At 62.7% G+C, this 26,349-nt stretch carries 34 protein-coding genes; 13 read left to right on the top strand and 21 right to left on the bottom strand.

The genetic code is table 11. The features are described from left to right. Nucleotides 1-251: 251 nt before the first annotated feature. From IB267_RS03620 to IB267_RS33850, 4 genes are all read left to right on the top strand, one after another. Complete coding sequence (locus tag IB267_RS03620) at nt 252-1,544, top strand: diguanylate cyclase (RefSeq protein WP_371742488.1); 1,293 nt, start codon at nt 252-254, stop codon at nt 1,542-1,544. A 112-nt stretch (nt 1,545-1,656) separates the two neighbouring features. Further along, nucleotides 1,657-2,133, top strand: a complete 477-nt coding sequence (locus IB267_RS03615) for a VOC family protein (protein WP_192446431.1) — start codon at nt 1,657-1,659, stop codon at nt 2,131-2,133. Nucleotides 2,134-2,267: 134 nt separating this feature from the next. Continuing rightward, entirely contained in the window at nt 2,268-2,780 is a 513-nt protein-coding gene (locus IB267_RS03610) for a DUF805 domain-containing protein (protein WP_192446430.1), read from the top strand. Nucleotides 2,781-3,125: 345 nt separating this feature from the next. After that, a complete protein-coding gene (locus IB267_RS33850) occupies nt 3,126-3,563 on the top strand; it encodes a DUF805 domain-containing protein (protein WP_371742514.1) in 438 nt (145 codons plus the stop codon). Between the two features lie 2 nt (nt 3,564-3,565). On the opposite strand, the gene IB267_RS03600 is transcribed toward IB267_RS33850, so the two are convergent. The 5 genes from IB267_RS03600 to IB267_RS03580 all read right to left on the bottom strand — a co-directional run bounded on the left by IB267_RS03600 (nt 3,566) and on the right by IB267_RS03580 (nt 7,295). Beyond that, nucleotides 3,566-4,165: a YdeI family protein gene (locus IB267_RS03600; RefSeq protein WP_192446428.1), complete on the bottom strand. Its 600-nt coding sequence runs from the start codon at nt 4,163-4,165 to the stop codon at nt 3,566-3,568. A 414-nt stretch (nt 4,166-4,579) separates the two neighbouring features. Continuing rightward, on the bottom strand, nt 4,580-5,584 hold the full coding sequence (locus tag IB267_RS03595) for a GlxA family transcriptional regulator (RefSeq protein WP_034788530.1): 1,005 nt from the start codon (nt 5,582-5,584) through the stop codon (nt 4,580-4,582). Nucleotides 5,585-6,030: 446 nt separating this feature from the next. After that, nucleotides 6,031-6,342: a T6SS immunity protein Tdi1 domain-containing protein gene (locus IB267_RS03590; protein WP_192446427.1), complete on the bottom strand. Its 312-nt coding sequence runs from the start codon at nt 6,340-6,342 to the stop codon at nt 6,031-6,033. A 374-nt stretch (nt 6,343-6,716) separates the two neighbouring features. After that, nucleotides 6,717-6,920 (bottom strand): hypothetical protein, encoded by a 204-nt coding sequence (locus tag IB267_RS03585; RefSeq protein ID WP_043619754.1) that lies wholly within the window; start codon nt 6,918-6,920, stop codon nt 6,717-6,719. A 99-nt stretch (nt 6,921-7,019) separates the two neighbouring features. Continuing rightward, nucleotides 7,020-7,295 (bottom strand): hypothetical protein, encoded by a 276-nt coding sequence (locus tag IB267_RS03580; protein WP_192446426.1) that lies wholly within the window; start codon nt 7,293-7,295, stop codon nt 7,020-7,022. 112 nt (nt 7,296-7,407) lie between these two features. Here IB267_RS03580 and IB267_RS03575 point away from each other — a divergent pair, with 112 nt between their 5' ends. Next, nucleotides 7,408-8,298: a LysR substrate-binding domain-containing protein gene (locus IB267_RS03575; RefSeq protein ID WP_034788138.1), complete on the top strand. Its 891-nt coding sequence runs from the start codon at nt 7,408-7,410 to the stop codon at nt 8,296-8,298. Nucleotides 8,299-8,381: 83 nt separating this feature from the next. After that, nucleotides 8,382-9,026 carry a VIT1/CCC1 transporter family protein gene (locus tag IB267_RS03570; RefSeq protein ID WP_192446425.1) on the top strand — a complete coding sequence of 215 codons (645 nt, stop codon included), beginning with the start codon at nt 8,382-8,384 and terminating at the stop codon, nt 9,024-9,026. Between the two features lie 24 nt (nt 9,027-9,050). On the opposite strand, the gene IB267_RS03565 is transcribed toward IB267_RS03570, so the two are convergent. Continuing rightward, nucleotides 9,051-9,707 (bottom strand): GntR family transcriptional regulator, encoded by a 657-nt coding sequence (locus IB267_RS03565; RefSeq protein ID WP_192446424.1) that lies wholly within the window; start codon nt 9,705-9,707, stop codon nt 9,051-9,053. Nucleotides 9,708-10,000: 293 nt separating this feature from the next. On the opposite strand from IB267_RS03565, the gene IB267_RS03560 reads away from it, so the two are divergent. The 5 genes from IB267_RS03560 to IB267_RS03540 all read left to right on the top strand — a co-directional run bounded on the left by IB267_RS03560 (nt 10,001) and on the right by IB267_RS03540 (nt 14,600). Next, nucleotides 10,001-11,425 carry a M20 family metallopeptidase gene (locus IB267_RS03560; protein ID WP_192446423.1) on the top strand — a complete coding sequence of 475 codons (1,425 nt, stop codon included), beginning with the start codon at nt 10,001-10,003 and terminating at the stop codon, nt 11,423-11,425. A gap of 32 nt (nt 11,426-11,457) precedes the next feature. Then, a complete protein-coding gene (locus IB267_RS03555) occupies nt 11,458-12,177 on the top strand; it encodes an ABC transporter permease (protein WP_192446422.1) in 720 nt (239 codons plus the stop codon). After that, complete coding sequence (locus tag IB267_RS03550; RefSeq protein WP_192446421.1) at nt 12,177-12,899, top strand: ABC transporter permease; 723 nt, start codon at nt 12,177-12,179, stop codon at nt 12,897-12,899. The genes IB267_RS03555 and IB267_RS03550 overlap by 1 nt, the downstream gene beginning before the upstream one ends. Before the next feature lie 2 nt (nt 12,900-12,901). Further along, complete coding sequence (locus tag IB267_RS03545; RefSeq protein WP_192447166.1) at nt 12,902-13,678, top strand: ABC transporter ATP-binding protein; 777 nt, start codon at nt 12,902-12,904, stop codon at nt 13,676-13,678. A 64-nt stretch (nt 13,679-13,742) separates the two neighbouring features. Further along, on the top strand, nt 13,743-14,600 hold the full coding sequence (locus IB267_RS03540) for a transporter substrate-binding domain-containing protein (RefSeq protein WP_192446420.1): 858 nt from the start codon (nt 13,743-13,745) through the stop codon (nt 14,598-14,600). A gap of 336 nt (nt 14,601-14,936) precedes the next feature. Here IB267_RS03540 and acpP read toward each other — a convergent pair whose 3' ends face one another. The 15 genes from acpP to IB267_RS03470 all read right to left on the bottom strand — a co-directional run bounded on the left by acpP (nt 14,937) and on the right by IB267_RS03470 (nt 25,559). Further along, nucleotides 14,937-15,191 carry an acyl carrier protein gene (gene acpP, locus IB267_RS03535; RefSeq protein ID WP_192446419.1) on the bottom strand — a complete coding sequence of 85 codons (255 nt, stop codon included), beginning with the start codon at nt 15,189-15,191 and terminating at the stop codon, nt 14,937-14,939. 312 nt (nt 15,192-15,503) lie between these two features. Continuing rightward, complete coding sequence (locus IB267_RS03530) at nt 15,504-15,821, bottom strand: hypothetical protein (protein WP_034788160.1); 318 nt, start codon at nt 15,819-15,821, stop codon at nt 15,504-15,506. 199 nt (nt 15,822-16,020) lie between these two features. Continuing rightward, complete coding sequence (locus IB267_RS03525; protein WP_192446418.1) at nt 16,021-16,224, bottom strand: hypothetical protein; 204 nt, start codon at nt 16,222-16,224, stop codon at nt 16,021-16,023. A 135-nt stretch (nt 16,225-16,359) separates the two neighbouring features. Then, nucleotides 16,360-18,432 (bottom strand): ASKHA domain-containing protein, encoded by a 2,073-nt coding sequence (locus tag IB267_RS03520; protein ID WP_192447165.1) that lies wholly within the window; start codon nt 18,430-18,432, stop codon nt 16,360-16,362. Between the two features lie 189 nt (nt 18,433-18,621). Continuing rightward, complete coding sequence (locus IB267_RS03515) at nt 18,622-18,960, bottom strand: hypothetical protein (RefSeq protein ID WP_043619775.1); 339 nt, start codon at nt 18,958-18,960, stop codon at nt 18,622-18,624. A gap of 159 nt (nt 18,961-19,119) precedes the next feature. Beyond that, nucleotides 19,120-20,085, bottom strand: coding sequence for a methyltetrahydrofolate cobalamin methyltransferase (locus tag IB267_RS03510; RefSeq protein ID WP_192446417.1), 966 nt, complete (start codon nt 20,083-20,085; stop codon nt 19,120-19,122). Between the two features lie 95 nt (nt 20,086-20,180). Further along, nucleotides 20,181-21,272 carry a methylenetetrahydrofolate reductase gene (locus IB267_RS03505; protein ID WP_192446416.1) on the bottom strand — a complete coding sequence of 364 codons (1,092 nt, stop codon included), beginning with the start codon at nt 21,270-21,272 and terminating at the stop codon, nt 20,181-20,183. Continuing rightward, nucleotides 21,269-21,871, bottom strand: coding sequence for a methylenetetrahydrofolate reductase C-terminal domain-containing protein (locus IB267_RS03500; protein WP_246764998.1), 603 nt, complete (start codon nt 21,869-21,871; stop codon nt 21,269-21,271). The genes IB267_RS03505 and IB267_RS03500 overlap by 4 nt, the downstream gene beginning before the upstream one ends. Continuing rightward, entirely contained in the window at nt 21,864-22,166 is a 303-nt protein-coding gene (locus tag IB267_RS03495; protein WP_060520592.1) for a virulence factor, read from the bottom strand. Before IB267_RS03495 ends, IB267_RS03500 begins: the two co-directional genes overlap by 8 nt. Before the next feature lie 340 nt (nt 22,167-22,506). After that, nucleotides 22,507-23,310, bottom strand: coding sequence for a formyl transferase (locus IB267_RS03490; protein WP_192446415.1), 804 nt, complete (start codon nt 23,308-23,310; stop codon nt 22,507-22,509). A gap of 45 nt (nt 23,311-23,355) precedes the next feature. Next, entirely contained in the window at nt 23,356-23,535 is a 180-nt protein-coding gene (locus tag IB267_RS03485; RefSeq protein ID WP_060601062.1) for a hypothetical protein, read from the bottom strand. A gap of 193 nt (nt 23,536-23,728) precedes the next feature. Next, nucleotides 23,729-24,502: a pyrroline-5-carboxylate reductase gene (locus IB267_RS03480; RefSeq protein ID WP_192446414.1), complete on the bottom strand. Its 774-nt coding sequence runs from the start codon at nt 24,500-24,502 to the stop codon at nt 23,729-23,731. 275 nt (nt 24,503-24,777) lie between these two features. Next, complete coding sequence (locus tag IB267_RS03475; RefSeq protein ID WP_192446413.1) at nt 24,778-25,041, bottom strand: DUF1488 domain-containing protein; 264 nt, start codon at nt 25,039-25,041, stop codon at nt 24,778-24,780. A 47-nt stretch (nt 25,042-25,088) separates the two neighbouring features. Continuing rightward, nucleotides 25,089-25,211, bottom strand: coding sequence for a hypothetical protein (locus IB267_RS33665; protein WP_034788190.1), 123 nt, complete (start codon nt 25,209-25,211; stop codon nt 25,089-25,091). 42 nt (nt 25,212-25,253) lie between these two features. Then, on the bottom strand, nt 25,254-25,559 hold the full coding sequence (locus tag IB267_RS03470) for a hypothetical protein (RefSeq protein ID WP_192446412.1): 306 nt from the start codon (nt 25,557-25,559) through the stop codon (nt 25,254-25,256). A gap of 414 nt (nt 25,560-25,973) precedes the next feature. Between IB267_RS03470 and IB267_RS03465 the strand changes: the two genes are divergently transcribed. Together IB267_RS03465 and IB267_RS03460 are read left to right on the top strand one after the other, a co-directional pair. Next, the gene (locus IB267_RS03465; protein WP_156552966.1) at nt 25,974-26,147 is read left to right on the top strand and encodes a hypothetical protein; all 174 of its coding nucleotides are present in this window, start codon (nt 25,974-25,976) and stop codon (nt 26,145-26,147) included. A gap of 43 nt (nt 26,148-26,190) precedes the next feature. Next, nucleotides 26,191-26,349: a hypothetical protein gene (locus IB267_RS03460; protein WP_192446411.1), complete on the top strand. Its 159-nt coding sequence runs from the start codon at nt 26,191-26,193 to the stop codon at nt 26,347-26,349.

Below are 26,349 nucleotides of genomic sequence, written 5' to 3'. Positions count from 1 at the left end.
GCGCGTGCATCAAAAATGCCGCGCACAGGTTGCCGTATTAACGAAATTGCAATCCGATCGGTCTTCAATCCGCCGCAGCAGGAGCGGGGAGCCCGGTCACACGGATCACGCCGGCCGAAAGGCCAGGCGCGGCAAGTGGCCGGGTTGAAGATATCGGGAGCCAGCGTCACCCCTTGAGGGAAGCACGCCTGCGGCTCGAGAGGGGTTGCAGGGACGTGAGATTGCGCCGCACGCCAGGCCGGGTGAATTCTGTGCAAAAGCACAGCGACAAGCGCATGCTGCTTGTCGAGGACTCCCGGATGTTCGCGACGGCGCTGAAGTACGGGCTCGAATCCGTCCACGGCATTCGCGTTACCCATTGCAGCTCGCTGGCGGCGCTGAGAGAAGCGCTGGAACAGGCGCCTGACAGTTTCTCTCTCGCCGTTCTCGATCTCAATCTTCCGGATGCGCCCAATTGCGAGGCGCTCGACTTCATCCTCGACAACCAGGTTCCGGCGGTCGTCTTCACCGCCGCCTTCAACGACCATACGCGCGAGGAGATCCTCAGGCGCGGCGCGCTCGATTGCGTCATCAAGCACCAGCCGGAATCGATCAATCTTTTGATCGGCGCCGTCGACCGGGCGTTGACCAACGGCAAGACGACGGTGCTGCTTGCCGATTCCGATGCTGCCTCACGCAGCGAACTGGCCGGCATCTTGAGGCGGCAGCGGATTTCCGTCTGCGAGGTCGCGTCCGCCGCCGATGCGCTGCAGGTGCTCGATAGCGGCGAAGCCGTCGATCTCGTCGTCACCGACCTGGATCTCTCCGACATGTCCGGCGCAGCGCTGCTTGCCGAGGTGGAGCGGCGGCGGGGCGACGGCGCGGTGCCGGTCATCGGCCTCTCCGACAGCGGCGACCGGCGCGCCGGCGCGCGCTTCCTGGAAGCAGGCGGTACGGATTTCATCCAGAAGCCCTTCCTCGAAGCGGAGTTCAACGGCCGCATTGCGCAGGCCGCCGGCGTGCAGAAGCGGCTGCAGACGCTGCAGCGGCAGGCGGCCAGCGACTACCTCACCGACCTCTACAACCGGCGCCACTTCTTCGTGGCGGGCCCGCGGGTGGTCGAGCAGTGCCTCAGGCGTGGCGAGCCGACGGCGATCGCCGTGCTCGATATCGATCATTTCAAGCGCCTCAACGACACCTATGGCCACGAGATCGGCGACATCGTGCTGAAGCACGTGGCCAAGCGCCTGTCCGCGCTTGTCGGCGAGGATCATTTGCTTGCCCGCCTCGGCGGCGAGGAGTTCGGCATTCTCTTCAACGGCTGCGACGTGCGGCGCGCCTTCGCCTTTTGTGACGCGCTGAGGCTCGAACTCGCAAAATCCCGGATCGTCGCCGACGACGAGGAACTGACGATCACGGTCTCGATCGGCCTTGCCACCATCGAGAGCTCGGAAGCCTTCGAGAACTACCTGCACGCCGCAGACCAGTTTCTCTACATGGCCAAGCATGCCGGCCGGAACCGGGTGATTTCCGAGCTGGCTCTGCTCGACGCGCTGGCGTCCTAGTTCAAAGCGAAAACCCGACGACAAAAGTCTTCCGCCACCTGTCGGCTGGGAACGAACTCGATCGTCCTTCGGTTACCCGCACATGATCCGCGGCGTAAGGAGGACCCAAATCATGACCAATGTCGTTTCAAATCTCTGGTTTGCGAAGGAGGCGCGCCAAGCGGTCGACTTCTACATTTCGCTCGTTCCCAATTCGGCGATCATCCGCGTCACGACCTTGCCGGCGGAAAGCCCGAGTGGGCCGCCCGGCAGCGTGACGACCATTGAGTTCACGCTCGGGAACCAGGAGTTTCTGGCGCTGGAAGCCGGGCCGCTCGATCCGTTCAACCATGCATTCTCGATCATGATCCAGTGCGACACCCAGGAGGAGATCGACCGGATCTGGAACGCGATCAGCGAAAACGGCGGGCAGATCGAACAATGCGGCTGGATCCGCGACCGCTGGGGGCTGTGCTGGCAGATCGTGCCACGTGTGCTCGGCGACATGGTCGCCCATTCCGACCGTGCGCGCGCCAAGCGCGTGACGGAAGCGATGCTCGGCATGATCAAACTCGACATCGCCGAACTGGAGCGGGTGTTCCACGGCTAGGGGATGGCAGTCTCGTGGGTGCAGGACCCGTGAGCGGCGGGGGCGGCAAGCGGGCTTTGGCCCGCTTCCGACGACGCTCAGGATGTCACGCACAAGCCCGCCATCGGCGCAACCATGGGGCGTTTTTTGTCGTTATGACATCTACCCGTTTGTGCGCGAAGCGTTTACAGGATCACAAGGCTGGCCTGCGCGAGGGCGCTTGGAAGCGCATTGGTTGTTGGGGGGGAAACGACGTGAATTTGCAGATGTTTACGAGTGCTGATGGCCGCATCGGACGTCAGGCCTGGTGGTTGGCGCAGATCGTTATCTGCGTTGCGGCGGTGGTCGCTATGTTCGCGGGCGGGGCGTTGCTGGCGCTTTCGGGCGTCGACAATTATGCCGCGGGCTTCAGCCTTATGCATATGCTTGCCTCCATCATCATCGCCGCGACTCTCTATTTCGGCTTCACGGTCAACACCAAGCGCTGGCACGACCATGGCCGTTCCGGATGGTGGAACCTTGCACTGTTCGTCCCGGTCGTCGGGCCGCTGCTGGGCCTCGTTATGCTGGGCTTTCTCGCAGGCGAGGAGGGTGACAATCGGTTCGGCCCGCTGGCCGTTCGCTTCGCCGGAGACGATGCACAGCGCTTCGGCCGCGCCGGTCAGTGAAGCCGGGCGCTAAGTCAAAAGGCTACGGCGCCGCTTGCGCGTTGCCATCGCGCTGATTTTCACCCCGCACGTGCCGAGCGCGTGGCGGGGCCGGCATGATCCGGCACGACATCGCTGAACTGGAGCGCGACTTCACGGGCAGGATTAGGCAAGGCGCCACTGACAGTCACATTTGGCAGCGAGTTCTTTCCGTGACCGGCAGGTTGTAAACCGTCCTGCAATCAAAAGGCGCATCTGCGCACGCATACGCACCAATGGGTTTATTAACCCGTTCCCTGGAATGGAGGTTCGATAGGGCACGAGCCGGACGAGTCAGGTCTCGGGGGGGATTTGCGGGCTTTGGAGATGATAAGCGGCCGTATGGGGCGCCAACGCTGGTGGCTAATCACGGTCGCGCTTTGGAGCGTCGCGACCGTTCTTCTGCTTTCAGTCGCTGCCCTTCTGGCATTGAGCGAGAGTGGCAATGAATCTGTCCTCGTGTTCATAATAGCGCTGATCGTGCTCGCGCCTTTCGTCTTGGTGCCAGCTTATGTTGTCTGGCTCCTCATCAACATTCGGCGTTGGCACGATCTTGGGCAATCGGGCTGGTGGAACCTCGTTCTCGTCATACCGGGAGGAGCGCTGGTCGGCCTCTTGGTGCTCGGTTTCGTTGCTGGTCACGAGGGCACAAACAGCTTTGGACCCCCGATAGTTGGGCGTCGAACCTCGCCGGTGCCGGATCGGTCTCGGGTTATGCCGATTCGCCAGGGCAAAGGCCGACCTTTCGGTCGCGCCTTGCGATAGCTCTACTTGCCCTTCTGCGGATAGATCGTCTCGCCGCGCTTCAGCATCTCGACGAAGGTCTCGATCTTCTTCTTGCGGCCCGCTTCGGTCTTCATGTTGTGGGTGCGGAAGGCAAGCGCGAAGCGGTTCTGGGCGTTGAGCCTAGCGAGCATGTCTCGGGCTTCGGGTTCAGCGTCGATCGCCGTCTGCAGGTCGTCGGGGATCTTCATCTCCTTGCCGCTCGCATAGGCACGGTCCCAGCGGCCGTCGGCCTTGGCGGCATCCACCTGTTTCAGGCCGTGCTCGGTCATGCGGCCTTCGGCAATCAGCCGCGCGACATTGTCGACATTGATCTTGCTCCAGATGCTCTTCTTGCCACGCGGCGTATAGCGCTGCAGGAAGCTCCTGTCGTCGAACCCCTTGCGCACGCCGTCGATCCAGCCCCAGCAGAGCACCGCGTCGATCGCCTCCTTGGGCGTGATCGAAGCGAGGCCGGAGTTGACCTTGTGCGTCTTGATCCAGACTTCTGTTTCGCTCTGGTGGTGGGCGGCGAGCCAGTCGTAGAAGCTCTGGAAATCCTTGAATTCGTGGACCTTGGCGGGATCGATTTCAACGGGTGCCATGTCGGCTCCTGCTCGTGGTGATGGCGGTTTGGTCTGGTCGCGGCATGTGATGGACATGCCGAATCCCGGTGCGCACCGACATTCCTATCTAAGTTGTGCGGGTGCAAGCTCCGTCACACCGTGAGGGTTGTGGTGTCGCCAAACGGAGCGGAACGGCAAGCAATCAAAGGCAGGCTGTGACCAAACGACAACCTGCGTGATGACCTCTCGATTCGTCATCCTCGGGCTCGACCCGCGAATCCATGCCGAGCGACGGGTTGGTGCCTGGATGCTCGGGCCAAGCCGATGCTCGGGGCAAGCCCGAGCATGGCGGCGAGGAAGGGGAAGCGTCTGCGGGCGAACGCTGCCTGTACGCGAAAGGCAAACGAAAAGGGCGGATCGCTCCGCCCTTTGAGTGTTTCCTTCTATCGGCCGTTACCGCGCCATCTGCAGCGTCAGCTTGCGGTCGGCGCGCTCCTGCTGCGGCGAGCGGTTGTAGAGTTCGCGATAACACTTGGAGAAGTGCGAAGCGGAGACGAAGCCGCAGGCGACCGCCACCTCGACCACCGGCATCGACGACTGGATCAGCAGGTGGCGGGCGCGGTCAAGGCGGATTTCCAGGTAGTAGCGGGCGGGCGAGCGGCCCATTTCCTGGCGGAAGAGGCGTTCGATCTGGCGGCGCGAAAGGTCGGCGCCCTCGGCGATTTCCAAGAGCGACAGCGGCTCGGCGAGGTTTGCCTCCATCAGTTCGATGATCGACAGCACCTTGGCGTTCTGTACGCCGAGGCGGGCGCGCAGCGGCAGGCGCTGGCGGTCATGCGGCCCGCGCACGCGGTCGGTCAGCGCCTGTTCGCAGACGCGGTTGACGAGGCTCTCGCCGAAATCCTGGTCGATCAGGTTCAGCATCATGTCGAGCGAGGCGGTGCCGCCGGCGCAGGTGTAGATGTTGCTGTCGATCTCGTAGAGGTCGGCATAGACGTCGACCTGCGGGAAGCTTTCGGAAAAGCCCGGCAGGTTCTCCCAATGGATGGCGCAGCGCTTGCCGGTCAGAAGACCGGCGGAGGCCAGCACATGGGCGCCGGTACAGAGGCTGCCGACGGCCACGCCGCGGTTGTAGACTTCGCGCAGCCACGCATTGACCGACTTGTTGTTGAAGTCCTCGACATAGATGCCGGAACAGACCAGCACCATCGAGGGGCGGTTTTCGCCGCCCAGGAACTTGCGCTCGTCGGCGAGCGACGAGTTGACCTCGAGCGCGATGCCGCTCGACGACAGGACCTTTTCGCCGTCCGACGAGGCGAGGCGCCAGGAATAGGCCTCGTAGCCGAGCATGCGGTTGGCGATGCGGAGCGTTTCGATCGCCGCCGAAAAGGGCAGCATGGAAAAGTTCGGCACCAGGAAGAAGACGAGAGAACGCTTTTTGGTCAGTGGCTTGTTCATGAGGCTTCCCATGCTTGGCGATGCGGGTATATTCGTCGCTTGGAAGATACTCTTCGGCTTGTCTGTTTGCGACATTCGCATGGATAGCAGCGACCGCAAAGAGATTTCGCATTGCGACATCGCGCGGCAAAAGGCGGTTCGGCCCCGCTTTCCGGCTTTTGTAAGGAAAGCGACAGTTTTTACAGTGCGGTTGACGCTATCGGACAAGAACTGCCAGGGATACGCAACATCTGCAAAGTGCGCGCATGGGTTGTGTTTGCCGATTGCGACTCTTTTCGCGGATACTGCGGGTGTCGGTAAGAGACAAGTCCGGGTACTGCGCGCTGACGATTGCTCCCCGGTTGGGCCCATTGGGAAGCAACGGCTCGAAGCGCATGAATTAAAATCGGCAAAGATGCATCGGGCCATGCCGATCATTGAAACAGCTTGTTGCCGAGCAGGCGGCCTCAGTCGGCTAATTTGATTGCGACGGTGGCCCCATCCGGCAGGTCTTTGGTTTGCGAATATATTGTAGCCGTAAAGCTCAACCACTCCTTCCAGTCGCACATCCAAATGTTGTCGACCTTGTATTCGCCGCCAAACAGAGGAAGTGTGTGGAAGGCGTAGCACTGAGCGGGGCCAGGGACCATTCCTGCCGAGCGGCATCGATCCACCAGTCGGCGTAGCAGCCACCCTTCAGCGTCGTCGATGCAACGTTGACGGAACTCGTCCTCGGAAGCCGCAATCAGCGCGATCGAAGCAGCGGAGACTTCCAGCATGTGGATTGCTCCAGCGGCATCCGCGAGGAACACGTCTCCGAAAAGGTTAGCCCGCAAGATACGGCACGGTACGGGCAGGAGGTCTGACCACGCGTCAAGGTGGACAGCGTCTATCTCACAGGCAAGGAAATCCGAGTGGTTCTGTTGCATCCGGCAATTGTGATGGGTCGGCAGTTTCGCTGCAAGCGCGGGCGCCCCCGATGCACAACTTATGATCACGAGAGAGATCGGTGCAGTTGTCACAGGCAATATGGTGACCAAGGTTGGGGCCATACCCGAACCATCCGCGCAAACGAAAAGGACATCGCCTTGTCGGCGATGCCCTTCGGTTGATCCGGAACGTAACTCTCAGAAGAGACAGGTCACGCCGTCGTTCATTGCTCGGTCTTGTGCACTGCATCGTCCACCGACGGGAAGCCGATGTCCTTCAGCGTGTCATAGGACAGGTTTTCGAGAGCCCGTTCCTGGCGATGACGCTTCCACGCTGCCCAGGCACGAACCTGCAGATTGAAGAGACCCGGAAGGGACGAGTGGGAGGATGCCCGTTCCGAGGCCGATGAAAGATGAGTGTTGGACATTTCATGGCTCCTTCTGAGTGTCTCAGCAGGTCGCGACCATGATGATATTTATGGCCTAACCTGACTTATCATTCCAACGAATATGTTTGATGCCTTCCATCAAACATGGTGATTGATTAGCGGGTCCGCAAACATCACGTCGTCACGGACTCTCTGGGGCAGTTTGGCGAGTTCGCGCCGGGCTTCCACCCGATTTCGCGCGATCTGTTTTTCGCGTCGTTGCCGTGCAACACCGTCGAGGACGGCGATCATCTGGTTGAGGGCGTTGAGGACCATGTCGTTGCTCCTGCTATGCTCCTTTTTTACCACTGCCTGCGGCAGGCGGCTGTTACGGAGGGAACTCTTCGAAGCGGCGATAACAAGCTCGGCGGACATCGGTTTTTCCTTCCTTCGTCGTCCTTGAGCTTGACTATCGGTCATCCCTGATGTTCAATCAAACGAAATGAAGTGAAGCAATCTTTCAATTTTTCTGAATGAGGGTGCCGCCATGAACATGCTGATGCGCCATGCGCTTCCGCTTCTCGAAATGGACGTGCTGAAGACTTTCATCGCGATTGCCGAGACCGGCAACTTCACCACCGCCGCCGAAACCGTCTATCGCACGCCGTCGGCTGTCTCGATGCAGATCAAGAAGCTCGAGGAAATGCTCGGCTGCACGCTGTTCCTGCGTGATGCGCGCTCGGTCACCTTGACGCCCAAGGGCGAGCTGCTGCTCGGCTTTGCCCGCCGGCTCCTCTCGCTCAACAATGAAACGGTGTCGCGCTTCCTGCTGCCGGACATGAACGGCGTCGTGCGGGTCGGCGCGCCTGAGGACGTGGGCGAGCGCATCCTGCCCGAGGTGCTGAAGCGCTTCGCCGAATCCTACCCGAATGTCACTGTCGACGTATCGATCGGCATGAGCAACGCCATGCGCAAGAAGGTCGACGAGCACCGGCTCGATATCGCCATCTTCAACAGCCTGACCGAGGGAACGCCGCGCAACGGAGAAATCCTGATGCAGGAGAAGCTGGTCTGGGCCGGCGCCAAGTGCGGCAGCGCCCATCTGAAGGATCCGCTGCCGGTGTCGATGTGGGAGGACGGCTGCGTCTGGCGGGCGGATGCGGTGGAAAAGCTGGCGCGGGCCGGCCGCAAGTTCCGCATCGCGTTCCTCAGCGCCTATACCACCGGGCAGCGCGCCGCCGTGCTCGCCGGTCTCGCGATCGCGCCGCTGCCGCGTTACCTCGTCCAGGGGGAAATGGTGCAGCTCGGCGAGCGCGACGGCCTGCCGGATCTCGGCCACTACAATATCGGCCTGCAGGTGATCTCGGATGCGCCGGCGCCGGTGCTGGCGGTTGCCGATCATGTGCGCGACGCCTTCGCCGATCTGCAGGTCCAGTAAGGGGAGGTATCGCGGTTGCGCGCGTCCCGGTCGCTGCCCGCCGCCTCCCTGGCGTCCCGGTTACGTTCAGAGAGTGCCCGGGCATGAGCGAGCGGTCGCGCATTCTCGATCCGATCGATCGCCTGTCGGAGATCATCTTCGGGCTCCTGATGGCGCTGTCCTTCACGGGAACGATGAGTTCGGTTGCGGGCGGCGAGGGTGGGGTCAATGCCGTGCTGGTCGCCGCCCTCGGCTGCAACATCGCCTGGGGCATCGTCGACGGCGTCATGTATGTGCTGACGACGGTGGTGGAGCGCGTGCGACGGCGCGGTTTCCTCGATCGCCTCAGGCATGAGCAGCTCGATCGCGCCCGCGAATTGTTTCTCGAAAGCCTGCCCGACGATGTGCGCCGCGTCTCTTCGCCCAAGGAAACGGAAGCGCTGCTTGTCCGGGTGAGGGCGCTTTCCCCCAATCCCAGGCACAGGGTCGTGACCGCGCGCGACCTGAAGGCGGCCGTCGCGATCTTCCTGCTCGTCGTCGCCTCGACGCTGCCGCCAAGCATTCCGTTCCTGCTGACAGACAACGTCGCACTCGCCATGCGCGCCTCCAACGCCATCGCGCTCGCCATGCTCTTCGTCATCGGCGCGCGCCTTGGCCGCTACATGGGCCGCAGCCCCTGGCCAATGGCCTTCGCGATGGCGGCGATCGGCGCCGTGCTTGTGGCCGTGACGATCCTCTTTGGCGGGTAGTCAAGTCCAGGGCGCCGGCAAGGCTCAGGTCTTGATCGGCGCCTGGCGGATATGGATCTCGATCAGCCGTTTCAGTTCGGGCAGGTCCCGGGCTTCCAGCGCGTCGACCATCAAGTGGTGCTCGCGGGCCGACTGCTCGATGCGGGCGCGGGTGCGCCATTGCGACACTGGGGCGGATACGGTGCGCTGGCGGATTTCGGCGACGACGTCGACGAGTTCGGAATTGCCGGCGAGCATGAGAAGCGCGCGGTGGAAGGCGAGGTTGGCGTCGTAATGCTCCATGATGGAGCCGCGAAACGACATCTCGTCGAACTGCCGGGCAAGTTGCCGCAACTCGGCGATCGTGGCGGGCGTTGCATTGGCGACCATGCGGTCGGCGACGCCGGTTTCGAGAATCACGCGGATGTCACTGATTTCCTGCGTGCGCTGGTCGTCGAGTTCATAGACCTGGTAGCCGCGGTTTGGGTTGTGCTGCACCAGCCGGCGCTGTGACAGCCGGTCGAGCGCCCGGCGCACCTCCGGCCGCGTGCAATCGTAGCGGCGCTCCAGGTCGATCTGCTTCAGCCAGGCGCCGGCCGGCAGGGTCCCGGTTAGGATGTCGTGCAGCAGGAGGTCGGTAACGTCCCTCTTGTCGTCGGGCTTTTCCTCGGGCGCCAGCATTTCCGTCAGATCGTCGCTCATTCCTGCCTTGCACTCTCTTTCCGCCTGTCACCGGCCTCTGACGCACGTTGCTGGTGCATGTCCCAGGTCCCCGGCGCGTGCCTCGCGTCGCCCGCCGCAGCGGAATTGGCTCCATTTTTGGAGAAACTATGATGCCGTCCCGAACAATTCAATGCGCGAGAGCGGCGTTGCGAGCCTGCCTCTCGCCGTTGTGCACATTGCGCGAAATGTTTCAGGGCCCTCTTGTGTATCCAAAAATGTTATCATAAATTGGCGCCAATTCTGGTTACTATTGTTGCGGAAGTCAAGAAACGATGAAAAATGCCTGTGACGTCTGGGACCTGCTCGAAGCCAAGCGCGACCGGTTCTTCGTGCTCAGCGACCGGGTCTGGGATACGCCGGAAACCAATTACGAGGAGTTTTCCTCGTCGGCCGAACACGCCGCACTGCTGGAGGCCGAGGGCTTTCGCGTATCGCGCGGCATAGCCGGCATGCCGACGGCTGTCATGGGCGAGGCGGGAGAGGGCGGACCGGTCATCGCCATCCTCGGCGAGTTCGATGCGCTGCCCGGCCTCAGCCAGGAAGCAGGCATTGCCGAGGAGCGGCCGCTGGTCGACGGTGGCAACGGCCATGGCTGCGGCCACAATCTGCTTGGCGCCGGCGCGATGATGGCGGCGACCGCCGTCAAGGATTATCTCGCCGCCAACGGCATCAAGGGGCGGGTGCGCTATTACGGCTGCCCGGCGGAAGAGGGCGGCTCATCCAAGGGTTTCATGGTGCGCGCCGGCGTGTTCGACGATGTCGATATCGCGATCTCCTGGCACCCGGCACCCTTTGCCGGCGTCAACAATCCGATCTCGCTGGCCTGCAATGAGCTCGACTTCCGCTTCAGCGGCCGGGCGTCGCACGCTTCGGCGGCCCCCCATCTCGGCCGCAGCGCGCTCGATGCGCTCGAACTGATGAATGTCGGCGTCAACTATCTGCGCGAGCACATGCCGTCATCGGCGCGCATCCATTATGCGGTGACCGATACGGGCGGCAATGCGCCGAACGTGGTGCAGGCCCGCGCCAAGGCGCGCTATCTCGTGCGCGCCCGCAGCCTGCCGGAACTGCTCGATCTCGTCGAACGCGTCCGGAGCGTCGCCAAGGGTGCCGCGATGATGACCGGCACCACGGTCACCGACGAGATCGTCAGCGGCGACGCCAACCTCATCGGCAACACGCCGCTCGAAGCTTTGATGCATCGCCAGCTCGAGCATCTGGGACCGCCTCAGTTCGACGAGGATGACCGGCGGATGGCGGCGAAGTTCCAGGAGACCTTTACCGGTGAGGATATCGCCTCTGCCTTCGAACGCTTCGGGCTCAAGCTGCGCCGCGGCGTTGCCCTCTGCGATACGATCTTCCCGCCGGAAAACGGCGCCGGCACGCTCGTCGGTTCCACGGATGTCGGAACCGTCAGCTGGGTGGTGCCGACCGTGCAGATGCGCGGCGCGACCTACGCCATCGGTACGCCGGGCCATTCCTGGCAGCTGGTTGCCCAAGGCAAGCTGCCGGCGGCGCACAAGGGCATGGAACACGCGGCCAAGGTGATGGCGAGCACCGCGGTCGAATTGATCCTCGATCCCACGCTCATTGCCGCTGCCAAGGCCGACCATGCGGCACGGCTCGAAGGCACGCCCTTCGTCAATCCCATCCCTGACGATGTCGATCCGCCGATCCCCGGGGGCGTCCATGGTTAAGTCATCGATCACAAGCGAAGGGAGGCGCTGCGATGACTGAGCCTGGTTTCCTTGACATCATCAGCGTCGGGCCGGACGGCTGGGGGCCGGCGCTTGCCGCCGGCGCCTGGATGACGATCCTGATCGCCGTCGCCGGCTTTGTGATCGGCGGCTTCATCGGTACCTTCGGCGCCTGGGCAAAGATCTCCGGCGGCCCGGTCGTTCGCGGTTGCGCCGAGGCCTATACCACCGTCCTTCGCGGTATTCCCGACCTCCTGGTCATCTATCTCTTCTATTTCGGCGGCAGCGCCGTGGTGACAGCCGTCGGCCAATTGTTCGGCGCGGAGGGTTTCGTCAGCTTTCCTGGCTTCATCGCCGGTGCGCTTGCGGTCGGCATCACCTCCGGCGCCCAGCAGACCGAGGTCTATCGCGGCGCCTTCCGCGCCGTGCATCCGGGCGAGCTGGAGGCGGCAACCGCCTGCGGCATGGGCCGGCTCCTCAAGTTCCGCCGGATCACCGCGCCCCTGACGCTGCGTTATGCGCTGCCGGGCCTCGGCAACGTCTGGCAGGTCGTGCTGAAGGAATCCGCACTGGTGTCGGTGACTGGCGTCGTCGAACTCCTGCGCCAGGCGCAGATCGGCGCCGGATCGACCAGCCGTCCCTTCGACTTCTTCTTCATCGCGGCGATGATCTATCTCGCCATTTCCACCGTCTCGGGCCTCATCCTTCAGGTCACCGAGCGTCGGTTCTCGCGCGGCGTCAGGAGAGGCTGATGGATATCAAATTTGCCCTCGAGACCTTCTGGAGCCTGGCGGCGGCCCTGCCGCTGACGCTGGAGCTTGCCGCGACATCGATCGCGCTCGGCTCGGTGCTGGCTCTCGGGCTGGCGCTCGCCCGTCTGTCGGGCATCCTCGCGCTCGACCTCTTTGCCCGCACTTACGTGTTCCTCTTCCGCGGCACACCGCTGCTCGTGCAGATCTTCCTGATCTATTACGGCCTCAGCCAGTTTCCGGCGGTGCGCCACAGCATCTTCTGGCCGCTGCTGCGCGAGCCCTACTGGTGCGCGGTGCTGGCGCTGATGCTGAACACGGCCGCCTATGCGAGCGAAATCATCCGCGGCGGGCTGCTCTCGGTGCCGCACGGCCAGGTGGAGGCCGCAAGGGCCTGCGGCATGGGGCGCCTGATGATCTTCCGCCGCATCGTCATGCCGCAGGCGCTGCGCCAGGCGCTGCCGGGCTATGGCAACGAGATGATCTCCATGGTGAAGGCCACTTCGCTCGCCTCGATCATCACGCTGATGGAGATCACCGGCGTCGCTGCCAAGCTGATCTCGGAGAGCTACCGGGTGATCGAGGTCTTCGTCGTCGCCGGTCTCATCTATCTCGCCATCAACTTCGCGCTGACCCGGCTCGTTGCGTTGGCCGAATACCGGTTCAACCCGCAACTGCGCGCGCCGCTGCCGATTGCCGCCGAACTCAAGGGAGAAACCCATTGAACATGTCCGCCGCCGTTACCACGCCGGTCGCGATCCGCGTGCACGACCTTCACAAGAGTTTCGGCCCGGTCGAGGTGCTGAAGGGCGTGTCGCTCGATGCGCGCGAAGGGGAGGTGATTTCCATCCTCGGATCCTCCGGCTCCGGCAAGTCGACGCTGCTTCGCTGCATCAACATGCTGGAGGTGCCGAATTCGGGCACCATCGAGGTGGCGGGCGAGGTGATCCGGCTGAAGTCGTCGAGTGACGGACGCAGCCGCCCGGCCGACCAGAAGCAGGTGGACCGCATCCGTTCCGAGCTCGGCATGGTGTTCCAGAGCTTCAATCTCTGGTCCCACAAAACCGTGCTCGAAAACGTCATCGAAGCGCCGGTGCATGTGCTGAAGCGGCCGCGGGCGGAAGCGATCGAGGAGGCGGAGGCGCTGCTTGCGAAGGTCGGCATTGCCGACAAGCGTAACCACTATCCCTCGCATCTCTCCGGCGGCCAGCAGCAGCGCGCCGCAATCGCCCGCGCGCTGGCCATGCGCCCGAAGGCGATGCTCTTCGACGAGCCGACCTCGGCGCTCGACCCAGAGCTCGTCGGCGAAGTGCTGCGCGTCATGCGCGGCTTGGCGGAGGAGGGGCGCACCATGCTGGTCGTCACCCACGAGATGGGCTTTGCCCGCGACGTCTCCAGTCGCGTCGTCTTCGTCCACAAGGGCACGATCGAGGAGGAGGGGCCGCCGCACGAGGTCTTCACCCATTCGAAGTCCGAGCGCTTCCGCCAGTTCATCAAGAGTTGAAGCCTGCCGTGATCGGCGGACCGAAAGACAAAGCAATCAACATCCACAAAAGGGGAATGCTGCAATGAAAAAGACCACCGCAATCATGGCATCGGCGCTTGCCGTTGCCGCGGGGCTGATGTCCATGCCGGCGCAGGCCGAAGACAAGAAGTGGACGAAGGTGACGATCGCCACCGAAGGTGCCTTTCCGCCCTATAACCTGACCAAGGCGGACGGCACGCTCGACGGCTACGAGATCGAGCTCAGCAAGATCCTCTGCGACCACATGAAGGTCGAATGCACCGTCATCGCGCAGTCCTTCGATGGCATGATCCCGGCGCTCAACGCTGGCAAGTTCGACGCGATCATGGCAGGCATGTCGGCCACCGAGAAGCGCAAGGAAGTCATCGACTTCTCGATGTCCTATGGCAGCACCGGCCAGGCCTTCGCGACGCTGAAGGGTGGCGACCTCGAAACCCTGCCGATGAAGGGTGAACTCTTCTCGCTCGCCTCCAACGAGGCCGGCGCGCGCAAGGCGGTCGACGAGCTGAAGCCGCTGATTGAAGGCAAGACCATTGGCGTCCAGACCGCCTCGATCGCAGCACGCTTCATCGATGAATATCTGAAGGACGTCGTCGAGGTGCGTGAATACAAGACGACCGAGCAGCACGATCTCGATCTCGTCGCCGGCCGCGTCGATTTCGTCATGGCGTCCATGGGCTACCTGAAGACGACTGTCGAAAAGCCTGCCAACAGCGACATGGTCATCACCGGCCCCCGCTTCCAGGGCGGCTTCCTCGGCGCCGGCAGCTCCGTCGGCCTGCGCAAGACCGACCCGGAACTGAAGGCGCTGTTCGACGATGCGATCGCCGCCGCCAAGGTGGATGGCACCATCAAGCGCCTGTCGGAGAAGTGGTTCGGATTCGACCTGACGCCGCAATAAGCCGGGTCGGTTCGCCCCCTCAACCGAAGCGCCGCGTGTTCCGCCAACGCGCGGCGCTTTTTGTGTTTGGAGTGTCCGGTGCTCGTGTGCTTGCGCGGCGGTTTGGCCGGGCTGCTTTATTTATAGTAACGCGTTGCGCGTGCGGTCATCTTTCGGACACAATCGCTGCGTACAAACCCATCTGTCGACGTTTGCTTATGAGCGCTGAATGTGTTCGCCGCTCGCAACTGTCGCGTCGCTTTAGACTTTTGACCACGGATGTACTGGCACTGGTGTAAGAGCGATGATGAGGAAGGTCGGTGCGGTTTCGCCCCGGCCTTTTTTATTGCCGGATGATCACTTCAGCGTTTTCGACGCCAGCACGAAGTCGACCAGGTCGCCGACGGTGATGAGCTTTTCGGCCGAGTTGTCGGTCAGATAGATCTCGAACTCTTCCTCCACCAACATCGCCAATTGAGACACTTCGAGCGAGTCGGCGCCCAGATCGTCTTCGATCTCGGCATCGTCTGTGACTTCGGACGCCTTGACGCCGAGCAGCTCGACAAGGATCGCCTTTACGCGTTCGGAAACATCAGATCGTGTGGGTGCCATGGATCTTCTCCCTCCCATAAAGCATAACACAGAGGGCGGCGAACGGCTGTCTAGGCCTATAGGGTCATTGGCTGATTTCGTCATGATCCAAATGGGTTAGATCATTTCGGTCAGGGACAGCCCCGGGGTGTTTGCGGGTGCCGAACCTCGGCATTTGCAAACGCGAAGGCACGCACCACCATCGACTATGGCCGGTTCATGGAACGGCCTAAGGAAAAGTCTGCCTCGATCGGGCGGTGAGGAAGGCGCTACCACCGCAGCGCCAAGCCAAATACAGCGGCAAAGCCGCTCCGGTCACCTTGCGACGATGGCCTATTTCGTCGGAGCAGGCGTCGGCCGCACGAGCGAGACCACCCGCGGCTTCGACGGCGCGTCCAGCCATTCGATCCACTTGTCGCGCTCCTCGGTCGTGTCGAAGAACCGCCAGAGCTTGTAGTCTTCTTCGGTGGTCTGCAGCATCTCGCCGATCGAGACGAGTTCCATCGGCAGTTCCACCTCGTTGCCGTCGTAGCGGATGAAGTAGATGCCTTCGGCAGCGAGCCGGATGATCTGGCCGGTGCCATAGGTGCCATCGGGATCGTCGACGGTGAAGTACATGCCGGTGAGAGTGTCGAGAATCTTGTCGTTCATAGGTTTTGGATGCCAGTTCAAGGAATAGGTTTCATCAGACCGTCGCCCGCCGCCGGAATTAAGGCAAGCTGAAATCTCCAGTGTCCACATTCACCAAACAGCATAATAGCCCGATGCGCGACCAAACGAGGACTTTCGCTTGTGCGGTCGGCCGCCACTTTCATGGCGAGAGGGCGGCTGGTGCCGCCCTTCGTTTGCGTCAACCAAAGTACGAGGTTTTGCCGCGCGTGAGGTTGGACCTGCCCGTGCCTGGCGTCGTGTTGGGTTTCCCGCTACCGCCCGCCAACTCTATTGCTCCAATGGCTTTGGCGGTCGGCTGATTTTCAGCGGCCCCCAGCGAACTCGCTGCGAAGGCGGAGCCGGCAAATGCAAGCGATGCCGCGACTACGATGATGATTTTCATTGGTCTCTCCTTGGTTCAAAGCACGCGGAAAAGCGCGCCAACCTCGGCGTAGACCTGCTGTGAGAACGAAGACATACGGCGGTTGTCGTATTTCGACACGGCAGAGACTTGTGAGAGCTCGGAATGGTTACCGGACTACTCCCGGCTTCTCCGCCGCCGCCTGCCGCCGCCTTCGCCATCATCAGCGGTCACCTTGCGCTCCGGCAAAGTCACCACCGTCGAGAGCTTGGGGAAGGTATCGACCTTGTTCGGCATCGCCATGGCGTTGACGAAATGCTCTTGAAACTTTGATTCAAGCGCCGTCTCTATCTTCTCGATTTTGCTGACGGTTTGCTCGATCTCGCGGCGGTGGCCGCGGTTAAGCAGCGCCATCAGCGCGCCGGTGCCGGCGGCGTTGCCGACGGCTTTCACCTCTTCGAGGTCGCAGTCCGGGATGAGTCCCAGGACCATGGCGTATTTCGGGTCGATGAACGAGCCGAACGCGCCGGCGAAGCGGATGGTGTCGACATGGTCGACGCCTTGTTTTTCCATCAAGAGCTTGATGCCGGCATAGAGCGCTGCCTTGGCGAGCTGGATGGCGCGGATGTCGTTCTGCGTCACGGTGATGCGCTGCTCACCCTCGTGCAGGAGGTAGGAGAAGGTGCGGCCGTTCGGGATGATGCGCGGGCTTTTTGCCGCCATTCCGCCATCGACCACTCCATCCTCGGAGATGATGCCGGAGAGATACATTTCGGCGACGATCTCGATGATTGCCGAGCCGCAGATGCCGGTGACGCCGACAGAGGCTGCGGCCTCGGCAAAGCCTTCCTCGTCCGACCACTTTTCGACGCCGATCACGCGGAAGCGCGGCTCGAGCGTTGCCGGGTCGATGCGCACGCGCTCGATCGCGCCGGGGGCGGCGCGCTGGCCCGAGGAGATTTCCGCACCCTCGAAGGCCGGTCCCGTCGGTGAAGAGGCGGCGACGACGCGATCCTTGTTGCCGAGCACGATTTCGGCATTGGTGCCGACATCGACGAGCAGCATCATCTTGTCCTGGCGGTAAGGACCTTCGGCAAGCGTCGCACCCGCAGCATCGGCGCCGACATGGCCGGCGATGCAGGGCAGCATGTAGAGCCGGGCGCCGCGGTTGACGTCGATATCGATCTCATGCGCCCAGTATTGCAGCGCGCCGGACACGGCGAGCGCGAACGGCGCCTGGCCGAGTTCCGTCGGGTCGATGCCGAGGAACAGGTGGTGCATGATCGGGTTGGCGACGAAGACCATATCGAGAATGTCGTGGCGGTCGACTTCGCCCTCGGTGCAGACCTTGCCGATCAGGCCGTTGACGGCCTCGCGCACGGCCTTGGTCATCGCCTCCCGCCCATCCGGGTTCATCATCACATAGGAGACGCGGCTCATCAGGTCTTCGCCGAAGCGGATCTGCGGGTTGGACGTGCCCGAGGAGGCGACGATGCGTCCCGATAGCAGCGACACCAGATGCATGGCGATCGTCGTCGAGCCGATGTCGCAGGCAACGCCATAGGCCTCGTTCTTGAGGCCGGGCCAGAGGCCGACGATGAAGGGGCGCGAACTATCCATGTCGCGGTGGATGGCGGCGGTAACCGCCCAGTTGCCCTTGCGCAGGATGCCCTGCACCTGCGGGATCAGGTGCGGCGCGATCAAGAGATCCTTCCAGCCCCAGTCCTTCTCCAGCATCACCTTCAGGCGGTCGAGATCGCCGAGCGGCTTGTGCATGTCGGGCTCGTCCACCTCGACATAGCAGAGCTGAACGGCGGCATTGCGCTCGATCACCCGGTCGGTCGCGGCCTTGCGCACGACCTGGGCGTTGATGACGGTATCCTGCGGCACGTCGATGACGAGATCGCCGAGGATCTGGGCGGAACAGGAGAGGCGGCGGCCATCGGGAAGCCCGCGGATCTTCTCGTAACGCTCTTCCTTGGCGCCCTTTTCCGAGATGTGCTCCAGCGAGGAAACGATCTTGTGCTTGGCGAAATTGCCTTCCTGCACCTCGATCTGACAGCGCCCGCAGGTGGCGCGCCCACCGCACACGCTTTCGACATAGACGCCGAGCTTGCGCGCCGCGTCGAGAACCGGTGTGCCCACCGGGAAGCGGCCGCGCTTGCCCGAGGGCATGAACAGCACCAGAGGTTCCTTTTGCGCGGCTTCGCTCATGTTGGTCTCGATCTCGGAAGTGCCTTCGATGCGCATGCTCAATGGTCTTTCATCAGGTCCGCGCTCTCCGGGGTGAAGCACCGCTTTGGTGTTTCAGCTCGCGAGCGAAGCACGGGTAAACGGTTTCAGACTGCACCGGAACCCGGTCGGATAGTTGTCCAATCCCGACATGGAGCGATCTCAAAGCATCATTTCGGGAGGCTGTTGCGATGACGGGGAAATTGCTTACGGCTTCTTGCGCTGCAGACGCCGGGCGTTGCTGCGCACCCGCTTGCCATAGGGCCTCAGCGCCGCCGAAGCAATCGCCGTTCCATGGCCCGATGCCGTGGCGCCGGTCATCATCCGTATCGTGTTGTCGAAGGCGGCTTTCCAGAGCGCGACATTGACGGCAACGACGCTTTCGGCGGTCGCCGCGATCTTCTCGGAGATCATGCGCTGAAGCTCGGTCACATCCTGCGACTTGCCCGTCAGCGCCGCCATCTGCATTTCCTGCAGTCGGACGGCGATCACGAAAGGGGCTTCAAACCAGAGGCTGGCGGCATCAAGGCGAAGGCTGCGTGTCATGATGATCTCCAGGTTTGCGTTGCCGGATGAAATCTCGAAATCTGTCGGTGCTGAAGGCTGGCTTCTGAACGGCTAAAGGGAGAAGGACGGCAATGAGGCATGGCTGCCTTTCAACGTCGTTCTCCCTTCCTTGGTTCAGCTCGATGCTGAAAAAAGAACCTATTCGCTTGCAGCCGCGCCGCCGGTGCGGGCCGCGCGGCCACCGCGACGACCGCCGCCGCTGGCGGCCGCCGGCGCGGCAGCAACCACATGGCCACCCTCGGCCGGCTTGTGGTCGCGATAGGTCTTGATCCAGTGAGTGCAGTTCGGGTCGGTACCGTTCAACACGTTTGCCGCACGCACCGCTTCCATTTCTTGCGGGCGGCAGGGATTCATGATCGCCGATGTCATGCCGGCGCCGATGACCATCGGGATGAAGCCGGCATTGATACCGTGGCGGTGCGGCAGGCCGAAGGAAATGTTGGAGAGGCCGCAGGTGGTGTTGACCTTCAGCTCTTCGCGCAGCCGCCGCAGAAGCGCGAAGACCTGCTGGCCGGCGGTGCCCATGGCGCCGATCGGCATGACCAGCGGGTCGACGACTATGTCATGTGGCTTGATGCCGAAGTCGGCGGCGCGCTCGACGATCTTCTTGGCAACGGCAAAGCGCACGTCCGGATCCTCGGAAATGCCGGTTTCGTCGTTGGAGATGGCAACGACCGGCACGTCGTACTTTTTGCAGAGCGGCAGGATCGCTTCGAGCTTCTCTTCCTCGCCGGTGACGGAGTTGACGAGCGGGCGGCCCTTGGCGACGCGCAGCGCCGCCTCGATCGCAGCGGTGACGGAACTGTCGATCGACAGCGGCACGTCGACGAGGCCCTGGACGATTTCGAGCGTCTTGACGAGCAGCGGCGGCTCGGTCTCGTTCGGGTTGACGGCGGTGACCCCGGCGTTGACGTCGAGCATGGTCGCGCCCGCTGCAACCTGCTCCAGTGCGTCCTTGATGACGGTGTCGAAGTTGCCCTCGATCATCTCGGCGGCGAGCTTCTTGCGGCCGGTCGGGTTGATGCGTTCGCCGATGACGCAGAAGGGCTGGTCAAAGCCAATGATGATCTCGCGGGTGGCGGAGGCGACGATTGTGCGGGTCATTAAGGGTCCTTTGTCCTGGCGGTGGGCTATGTAATCACGCCCTGGAGATCGATGATAGGCGTCGGAGACCGGCGCCGGTTTTGTCTGCTGTCTCTTCAGTGCGGATGGTGGGCTGCCGCCTCGGCCATCTGCTGCTGGTTTTCTTCCTTGCCTTCGCGGATCTGCTCCAGACGCTCGGCAACGAGCTGATCGGCCGGCAGCCTCTCGCGCTTCCAGGGCTGGCGGCCCTTCAGCACGCCCGATTCATGCACGATTTCTGCGACATATTCTTCCTGGCGGTAGGCCATCACGTGGATGCCGGAGACGCCCTCGATCTCCTTCACCTCGTTGATGATGTCGATGCAGAGCTGCTTGCCTTCCTTCTTCTGGTCCTGCGCGCCCTCCAGGCGGGTAATGACGCTGTCGGGAATATGGATGCCCGGCACGTTGGAGCGGATCCAGCGGGCGGTCTTGGCCGACGCCATCGGTCCGACGCCAACGAGAATGTAGCACTTCTCGTGCAGGCCGAGGTCGCGCACCTTCTTCATGTATTCGCGGAACATCGGCACGTCGAAGCAGTACTGGCTCTGCACGAACTGGGCGCCCGCCTCGATCTTCTTGGCGAGACGATAGGGGCGGAAATCGTAGGGCGGCGCGAAGGGGTTGATGGCGGCGCCCAGAAACACCTGCGGCGGGGTCGTCAGTTTTCGGCCCGAGAGGAACTTCGAGTTGTCGCGCATGATGCGCACGGTTTCGAGCAGCGACATGCAGTCGAGGTCGAAGACGGGCTTGGCGCCCGGCTGGTCGCCGGCCTGCACGCCGTCACCCGTCAGGCACATGATGTTCTGGACGCCCATGGCAGAGGCGCCGAGCACGTCGCCCTGGATGGCGATGCGGTTCTTGTCGCGGCAGGCGATCTGCATGATCGGCGCATAGCCCATGCGTGTGAGCAGCGCGCAGATGCCGACCGAGGACATGTGGCAGTTGGCGCCTGACGCGTCGACCGCGTTGATGCCGTCGACCCAGCCGTCGAAGATCGCTGCGCGCTCGTAGACGTCCTGCGGGTTGGCGCTGTCGGGCGGGTTGAGCTCGGCGGTGACGGCGAACTCGCCGCGGCGCAAGACCCGTTCAAGCCGGCCGCGGGAGGAATGACCGGGCAGCGGATCGAGCGGCGCGCCGGGATCGTGCGGGTTGTAGTCGGGGCTCATGCCTGGCCTTCCTTGGATGCCGCATCGCGGCGCGCTGCTGCTTCCGCGGTCACGCGTAGCCAGGACGAGGTTTCGCGCAGCGACTGGTTGACCGGCTTCTGCACGTTCATGATGGCGTTGCCCTTCTCCATGTTCTGCGAGCCCTTCCAGGCCTGGACCCAGACGCAGGGCATGTCCGGCTCGACCTCGCAATTGCCGTTGGCGCGCACGCCGCCGCAGGGGCCGTTGCGCAGCTGCTTCGGACAGTTCATCGGGCAGGACATGCCCGTTGAAGACAACGCGCACTGACCGCACATGCGACAGTCGAAGAGGAAGCCTTTGACGTGGCGCTCGACGAAGGTCACGGGACGCTCGACCCGGCCGTAGCCAAGCGCGTTCCAGAGCGGATGAAGCAGCAGGAACAGGTCGGCGAAGCGGTGGTAGAACCATTCGAGGAAGCGCGAGTTGCGGACCGCCCAGAGGCGGACGGTGTATTTGTGGCGCGAGCGGCGGCTGGGCGACACGCCTGACGGTGTGAAGGCGCCGGTCGCGGCCTTGGCGCCCGGTGCGGCGTTGCCCTTCAGGATTTTCTGTTCGCCTGCCGGTTTGGCGTCAGCCATTGTCGCGGCCTCCGGCCTTGACGAGCGCCACCAGACGTTCGCGGTCATAGGCGGCTTCGAGCTCGGCGGCAGCCTGGTCGGCTTCCGTTTCCAGATCGTCGGAGACCGGCACCGGATCGGCCTTGCGCCATTCGGCGAGGTAGTCGTCGGTTTCGGCCGCACCGGTGCGCATGGCGCACATGTCGATCGCCTCGGTGAAGCGCAGCGACAGTTCACGCTTTGCCGTCGTGCGGCCCTTCTTGATGATGACCTGGGCCGGAATGTCGCGCCAGTAGACGATAATGCGATCTGCCATCGGGTGTTGTTCTCCTCCCCCTGCATGTTTCCTTTGATCGGTGCCGATCGAAGGCCGAAAACATGCAGCACTCCTAAGCGCTAAAGCGACCTTTGTGCGTCTCATCAGACGCGCGGCGCTGTAGTGCGACAATGCGCATGTCCCGGCGTCCGGGCTCATCTCGCCACGACGTCGGATATGTCCAAAAACGACGCTCGCGCAGATGCCATATCAGACGTCTTGGCGGTGATGCGCAAGTCGCAGTTGAGCCGCTTGTTGTGGGCAGGAGCCGCGGTCGTGGATTGCCCGCAGTATCAGGCTTTTAGGCTGAAGCTGGCCGATGCAAGCGAAGGGATTTCGCCTACCAGATCCGACGCGTCAGGCCGTTCCATACCCAGGTCCAGATCGGCGGGTGATACCATTGTCGTGACGGACCTGCGACATTGACGGTCCGCAGATTTCCGTCGAGCGCATCTGCGACCGCGGCAATCGCGATTTCCGTTGAGGCGGCCGTCTGCAGCAGCGGATAGGTGTGCATCGTATCGTCAGGGGCAGGCTTCTGCCGTGACTGGTAGAGCACGCCGCCGGTATCGACGCCTGCATCGACCAGATGCACGGTCGCCCCGAAGTTTTCGAGGTCGTTGTTGACCCGCGCCCAGTAGCCGCCCATCAGGCCGCGATAGGCCGGATTGATGCCGGCGTGGAAATTGAGGACCGGACAGGCCATGGCCGCCAGCGTCGCTGCCTTCAGCATGCGGCAACTGATGAGGAAGACGACGTCGGGTTCGAGCGCGCGGATCTGCGTTATGGCGTCGGCGTCATTGACCGAGGCGACGTATTTGACCGGGATTGAGGGGGCGGGTTTTCCCGAGACCTTGTAGGTCGCGAGGATCTCTTCGGCGCGTTTTCGGGTGAAGCGCTTGCCGAAGCGCGAGGCGATCATGGTCGCAAGCTGCCCCAGCGCCGTCAGCCAGCCGAGCTTGCGGGCGCGGCGGCGCAGGAACAGGCCCTTCGATTCCGGTTGCTCCTCCACGACGGCCACCTCAGCAAAGCGGCTTGCGAGCGCGTTGATCATGATCCAAGGGTTTTCGCCGCCCGCCGTCACCACGACGACGCGGCCCGGGCGCTTGCCTGCGGCGTGGTTCTGGCTGGCGATTTCGGTCATGGCGGCCCCGCGGATGAACAGGGCCGAGTTATGAAGGCTTGCCCGTTACCGCCGGCTTAACTGGTTCCAGTACCATTCGGCGACACCGCCGCCGAGCACGACGAGCGCCACGGATTCGACCATCTTCACATCATCCGAAAGGCTGCAGACTGCGCCGACGACCAGCGAAAGCAGCAGCCCGGCGGCGCAGCCGATGGCGTAGGGCAGGTATTCGAGGAATTTCACTGGTGTGCCTCCCGTCCCAAGACGCAGCCGTCGCGCACTGAGATGTAACGCAGGGTAGCGCAGATATGGGGATTAGGAAGAGCTTATTTTTCGTTGCAATTTGCGAAAGTGCTGCAAATCCTCTTCGCCCCGCTTGCGGGGAGAAGGTGGCCGGCAGGCCGGATAAGGGACATTTTTCAGGCGATTCGGATCGTCACGACGCCGCGGTGATCCGCCGGTGTATGGCCCCGAGGCTTTCCCGGAACCGCTCGAACGTGCCGTGCTCCGTCAATTCCCGCAGCACCTGTTCGTTGATGCCGCCGCGGGTGGCGTAGTCCTCGGCCAGATGGGCGAAGCTTGCGTCCGGCGTCGTTGCCGGTGCCTGGCCGAGTGCGCCAAACAGGCTGGCGATATAGTCGCGGCCCTTCGCTTCGTCGACGCCGTTGTCCTTTAGCCAGCTATGGACCGTTTCCAGGTACTTGAAGTAGCTGGCATAGGTGGCGGTCGCCACACTTAGCGCATCGAATTCGCTCTCGCTTGTTACTTCGATCGCCGTGCCGAGCCGGCCGAAAAACGCCGCCATATCCGGATCCGGCGGGAAGATGATCGTCGGCCCCTGACGGATCGCAATCATCGGCATCGGCAAGGCCTTGGTCACGCGCTTCACTTGGCCAACCATGGCGGCGATCTCGGCGCAGGAGAAGGTCGCAATCAGGCTGACGACGTGGTGATCCGGGCGGAAGCGCAAGGCGGGCAGGACATCACGGGCGATCTGCGGCCGGACGCCGAGCATGACCGTGTCTGAGGCGTCGAGCACCGCCTGATTGTCGGCAGCGACAGTCACGTCAGGAAAGCGGGCAGCAAGGCCCGCAGCGATCTCTTCGTTGCGCGGCGAAAGGACGACGGTGGTGATCTCGCCGGGAAGCGTCTTGAGGCCGGTGACGATCGCCGAGGAGAGTGCGCCGGTGCCGATGAATCCAAGTTTCATGAAAGTTCTGTCGCCTGGTGATTTCAGAAGGTCCGTGAATCTGCCGGGTGTGGCATGCACGGGCACGTGTTTGGAATTCGCGGAATAATAATAGCAAAGGCGCCGGCGACAAGCGCTCGCGACAGCGTCGCGCACAGGAGAGCAGGACGCATTTCAACAGTGCGGTTGAGATTGCCACGCCCTTTCGGCCGCTGCGGGGCGTTGCCGCATAAGGCGGAGACCCCTGCTAGGCCAAGGGGTGTTGGTCGAAAGGCTGCTGCGTTTTGGCCCGGGACCTAGCGAAAGTCATCGGCGGTGAGGACATAGATCGTCCGGCGCCCCTTGGCATAGGCTGCCGTCGCGGCCTCGTGGATTGCGTTGCGCGCGGCATCGAAGGCCAGCAAGCAGGCTGCTTCGGTCGTCCGGGTGGTCGCGCCACGGGAGAGGGCGGCCGCCTCAACATAGAAGGGCACTTCGAACATGCCATCGTGGCCAAGGAAACGTACGGCCTTGCGCGCTTCATCGAAGCTTCGGCATGGGTTCGGAAAGGTCAGCGGCATGGTCGTAATCCTTTTGGCGGTAAGCCAGGCCGGCCAGAGACGGGCCGTCACAAGATCCGCCCGAAAAGGATCGTGGTCACGACGACGGCGACCGCCAGCGAAAGGGCGATCCAGGCAAGCAGGCCGCGGTAGTCGAATAGATAGATCTGAGCCGGTATGTGGTACTTCATGATCGCCTCCTGCAGCTGATCTGTTAGGACGATGGTTTGGATCTAAAGGGCGTGCCTGGCCTTGAAGGCCCGTTCGGCCAGGGCCATTCGCTCGTCGGCGGGACGGATCAGTTCGAGATTGCCTTCATCGGTCACGCGCTCATGGCATTCGTCGCTGCTGCGTATGCGGTACTGGAGCGCATTGTCGCGGATGGGGAGCGTGGCGGTTATGCGGTAGGTGTCCCCGATGATCGACTCTCTGGTCAGCGCTCCCTTCGAGCGAACAAGCTGGCCGACCTGGAAGCGGTGAGCCGGCGACTGGTCGCGGGGGCCGCGGATGATGCGTTTCGTAAAAGATAAAGCGTTCATAGTGGTCTCAGTCCTCTTAGGTGTGGGCAGGCACGGTCGGTCGGCTGCGATGAGCCGGTTATCGACCGATCAACCAAGGTTCGGGGAACGAACAGACGTTACAATGCGCGATGTGCTTCGAGGCGAAGCATGGACCAAGCACTGGATCCGAAGCTTGCGTGTCGTTCGAAAATTTAGGAGAATAGGTGCGGTTAGAAATTCTGATACCGCGAAAGCCACATCGGCCAAATTTACTTGGATATACTATTGCGCGTCGATTGAGTTTCAATTGAGGCGCGTGTGTCTGCCGACGCAGATTTAAAGTGTTTTTGGCGCGACGCCGGTGTTCCTCCCGAGTTTCTCGCTGCTCGCGTGATAAAAGCCACGTGCCGATCGAGGATGTGTTAAGCTCGTCGCTTGGAACTGGAGACTGTCATGTCCGAGCCGAACAAACTCTACCAGAGCGAAATCATCACCCTGCACAAGGCGCCGCTGATCGGCACTCTTTGCCTGGAATGCGACGACGGCCAGATCGAGGTCGCGCTGAACCGAGCGGCTGCCGAGACCTTGCAGAAGGTTATTGCGCGCTTTCTTTCCCCAGCCGCGTGACATCCCCAGCCGCGATGGCCTCATTCGATGAAGGAGAGGCGCGATGTCCTCCCGTTTGGTCTTCTCACTGTTTCTGGTCGCCCTGTCTGTTTTTCTTGTCTGGGCCTTCAGGCCACCTCAGGGCAATGCGAGCGATCGCCCCGCCATGCCGCATGTGGCTGAGCAAGGGCAGATGGTTAACCCCGCTTACGGACTGGGCTGA

Origin of the sequence: Ensifer sp. ENS09, assembly GCF_014852425.1 — a bacterium.
Lineage (GTDB): Bacteria > Pseudomonadota > Alphaproteobacteria > Rhizobiales > Rhizobiaceae > Ensifer.
The sequence above is the reverse complement of the archived record's forward strand: the minus strand, read 5'-3'. Positions and strand labels throughout refer to the sequence as shown.

Bases quoted from the DNA above. Each gene is read 5' to 3' on its own strand.
- IB267_RS03615 (WP_192446431.1), top strand. From the start codon at position 1,657: ATGACCAATGTCGTTTCAAATCTCTGGTTTGCGAAGGAGGCGCGCCAA.
- IB267_RS03610 (WP_192446430.1), top strand. From the start codon at position 2,268: ATGACATCTACCCGTTTGTGCGCGAAGCGTTTACAGGATCACAAGGCT.
- IB267_RS33850 (WP_371742514.1), top strand. From the start codon at position 3,126: ATGATAAGCGGCCGTATGGGGCGCCAACGCTGGTGGCTAATCACGGTC.
- IB267_RS03600 (WP_192446428.1), bottom strand. From the start codon at position 4,165: ATGGCACCCGTTGAAATCGATCCCGCCAAGGTCCACGAATTCAAGGAT.
- IB267_RS03595 (WP_034788530.1), bottom strand. From the start codon at position 5,584: ATGAACAAGCCACTGACCAAAAAGCGTTCTCTCGTCTTCTTCCTGGTG.
- IB267_RS03590 (WP_192446427.1), bottom strand. From the start codon at position 6,342: ATGCTGGAAGTCTCCGCTGCTTCGATCGCGCTGATTGCGGCTTCCGAG.
- IB267_RS03585 (WP_043619754.1), bottom strand. From the start codon at position 6,920: ATGTCCAACACTCATCTTTCATCGGCCTCGGAACGGGCATCCTCCCAC.
- IB267_RS03580 (WP_192446426.1), bottom strand. From the start codon at position 7,295: ATGTCCGCCGAGCTTGTTATCGCCGCTTCGAAGAGTTCCCTCCGTAAC.
- IB267_RS03575 (WP_034788138.1), top strand. From the start codon at position 7,408: ATGAACATGCTGATGCGCCATGCGCTTCCGCTTCTCGAAATGGACGTG.
- IB267_RS03570 (WP_192446425.1), top strand. From the start codon at position 8,382: ATGAGCGAGCGGTCGCGCATTCTCGATCCGATCGATCGCCTGTCGGAG.
- IB267_RS03565 (WP_192446424.1), bottom strand. From the start codon at position 9,707: ATGAGCGACGATCTGACGGAAATGCTGGCGCCCGAGGAAAAGCCCGAC.
- IB267_RS03560 (WP_192446423.1), top strand. From the start codon at position 10,001: ATGAAAAATGCCTGTGACGTCTGGGACCTGCTCGAAGCCAAGCGCGAC.
- IB267_RS03555 (WP_192446422.1), top strand. From the start codon at position 11,458: ATGACTGAGCCTGGTTTCCTTGACATCATCAGCGTCGGGCCGGACGGC.
- IB267_RS03550 (WP_192446421.1), top strand. From the start codon at position 12,177: ATGGATATCAAATTTGCCCTCGAGACCTTCTGGAGCCTGGCGGCGGCC.
- IB267_RS03545 (WP_192447166.1), top strand. From the start codon at position 12,902: ATGTCCGCCGCCGTTACCACGCCGGTCGCGATCCGCGTGCACGACCTT.
- IB267_RS03540 (WP_192446420.1), top strand. From the start codon at position 13,743: ATGAAAAAGACCACCGCAATCATGGCATCGGCGCTTGCCGTTGCCGCG.
- acpP (WP_192446419.1), bottom strand. From the start codon at position 15,191: ATGGCACCCACACGATCTGATGTTTCCGAACGCGTAAAGGCGATCCTT.
- IB267_RS03530 (WP_034788160.1), bottom strand. From the start codon at position 15,821: ATGAACGACAAGATTCTCGACACTCTCACCGGCATGTACTTCACCGTC.
- IB267_RS03525 (WP_192446418.1), bottom strand. From the start codon at position 16,224: ATGAAAATCATCATCGTAGTCGCGGCATCGCTTGCATTTGCCGGCTCC.
- IB267_RS03520 (WP_192447165.1), bottom strand. From the start codon at position 18,432: ATGCGCATCGAAGGCACTTCCGAGATCGAGACCAACATGAGCGAAGCC.
- IB267_RS03515 (WP_043619775.1), bottom strand. From the start codon at position 18,960: ATGACACGCAGCCTTCGCCTTGATGCCGCCAGCCTCTGGTTTGAAGCC.
- IB267_RS03510 (WP_192446417.1), bottom strand. From the start codon at position 20,085: ATGACCCGCACAATCGTCGCCTCCGCCACCCGCGAGATCATCATTGGC.
- IB267_RS03505 (WP_192446416.1), bottom strand. From the start codon at position 21,272: ATGAGCCCCGACTACAACCCGCACGATCCCGGCGCGCCGCTCGATCCG.
- IB267_RS03500 (WP_246764998.1), bottom strand. From the start codon at position 21,871: ATGGCTGACGCCAAACCGGCAGGCGAACAGAAAATCCTGAAGGGCAAC.
- IB267_RS03495 (WP_060520592.1), bottom strand. From the start codon at position 22,166: ATGGCAGATCGCATTATCGTCTACTGGCGCGACATTCCGGCCCAGGTC.
- IB267_RS03490 (WP_192446415.1), bottom strand. From the start codon at position 23,310: ATGACCGAAATCGCCAGCCAGAACCACGCCGCAGGCAAGCGCCCGGGC.
- IB267_RS03480 (WP_192446414.1), bottom strand. From the start codon at position 24,502: ATGAAACTTGGATTCATCGGCACCGGCGCACTCTCCTCGGCGATCGTC.
- IB267_RS03475 (WP_192446413.1), bottom strand. From the start codon at position 25,041: ATGCCGCTGACCTTTCCGAACCCATGCCGAAGCTTCGATGAAGCGCGC.
- IB267_RS33665 (WP_034788190.1), bottom strand. From the start codon at position 25,211: ATGAAGTACCACATACCGGCTCAGATCTATCTATTCGACTACCGCGGC.
- IB267_RS03470 (WP_192446412.1), bottom strand. From the start codon at position 25,559: ATGAACGCTTTATCTTTTACGAAACGCATCATCCGCGGCCCCCGCGAC.
- IB267_RS03465 (WP_156552966.1), top strand. From the start codon at position 25,974: ATGTCCGAGCCGAACAAACTCTACCAGAGCGAAATCATCACCCTGCAC.
- IB267_RS03460 (WP_192446411.1), top strand. From the start codon at position 26,191: ATGTCCTCCCGTTTGGTCTTCTCACTGTTTCTGGTCGCCCTGTCTGTT.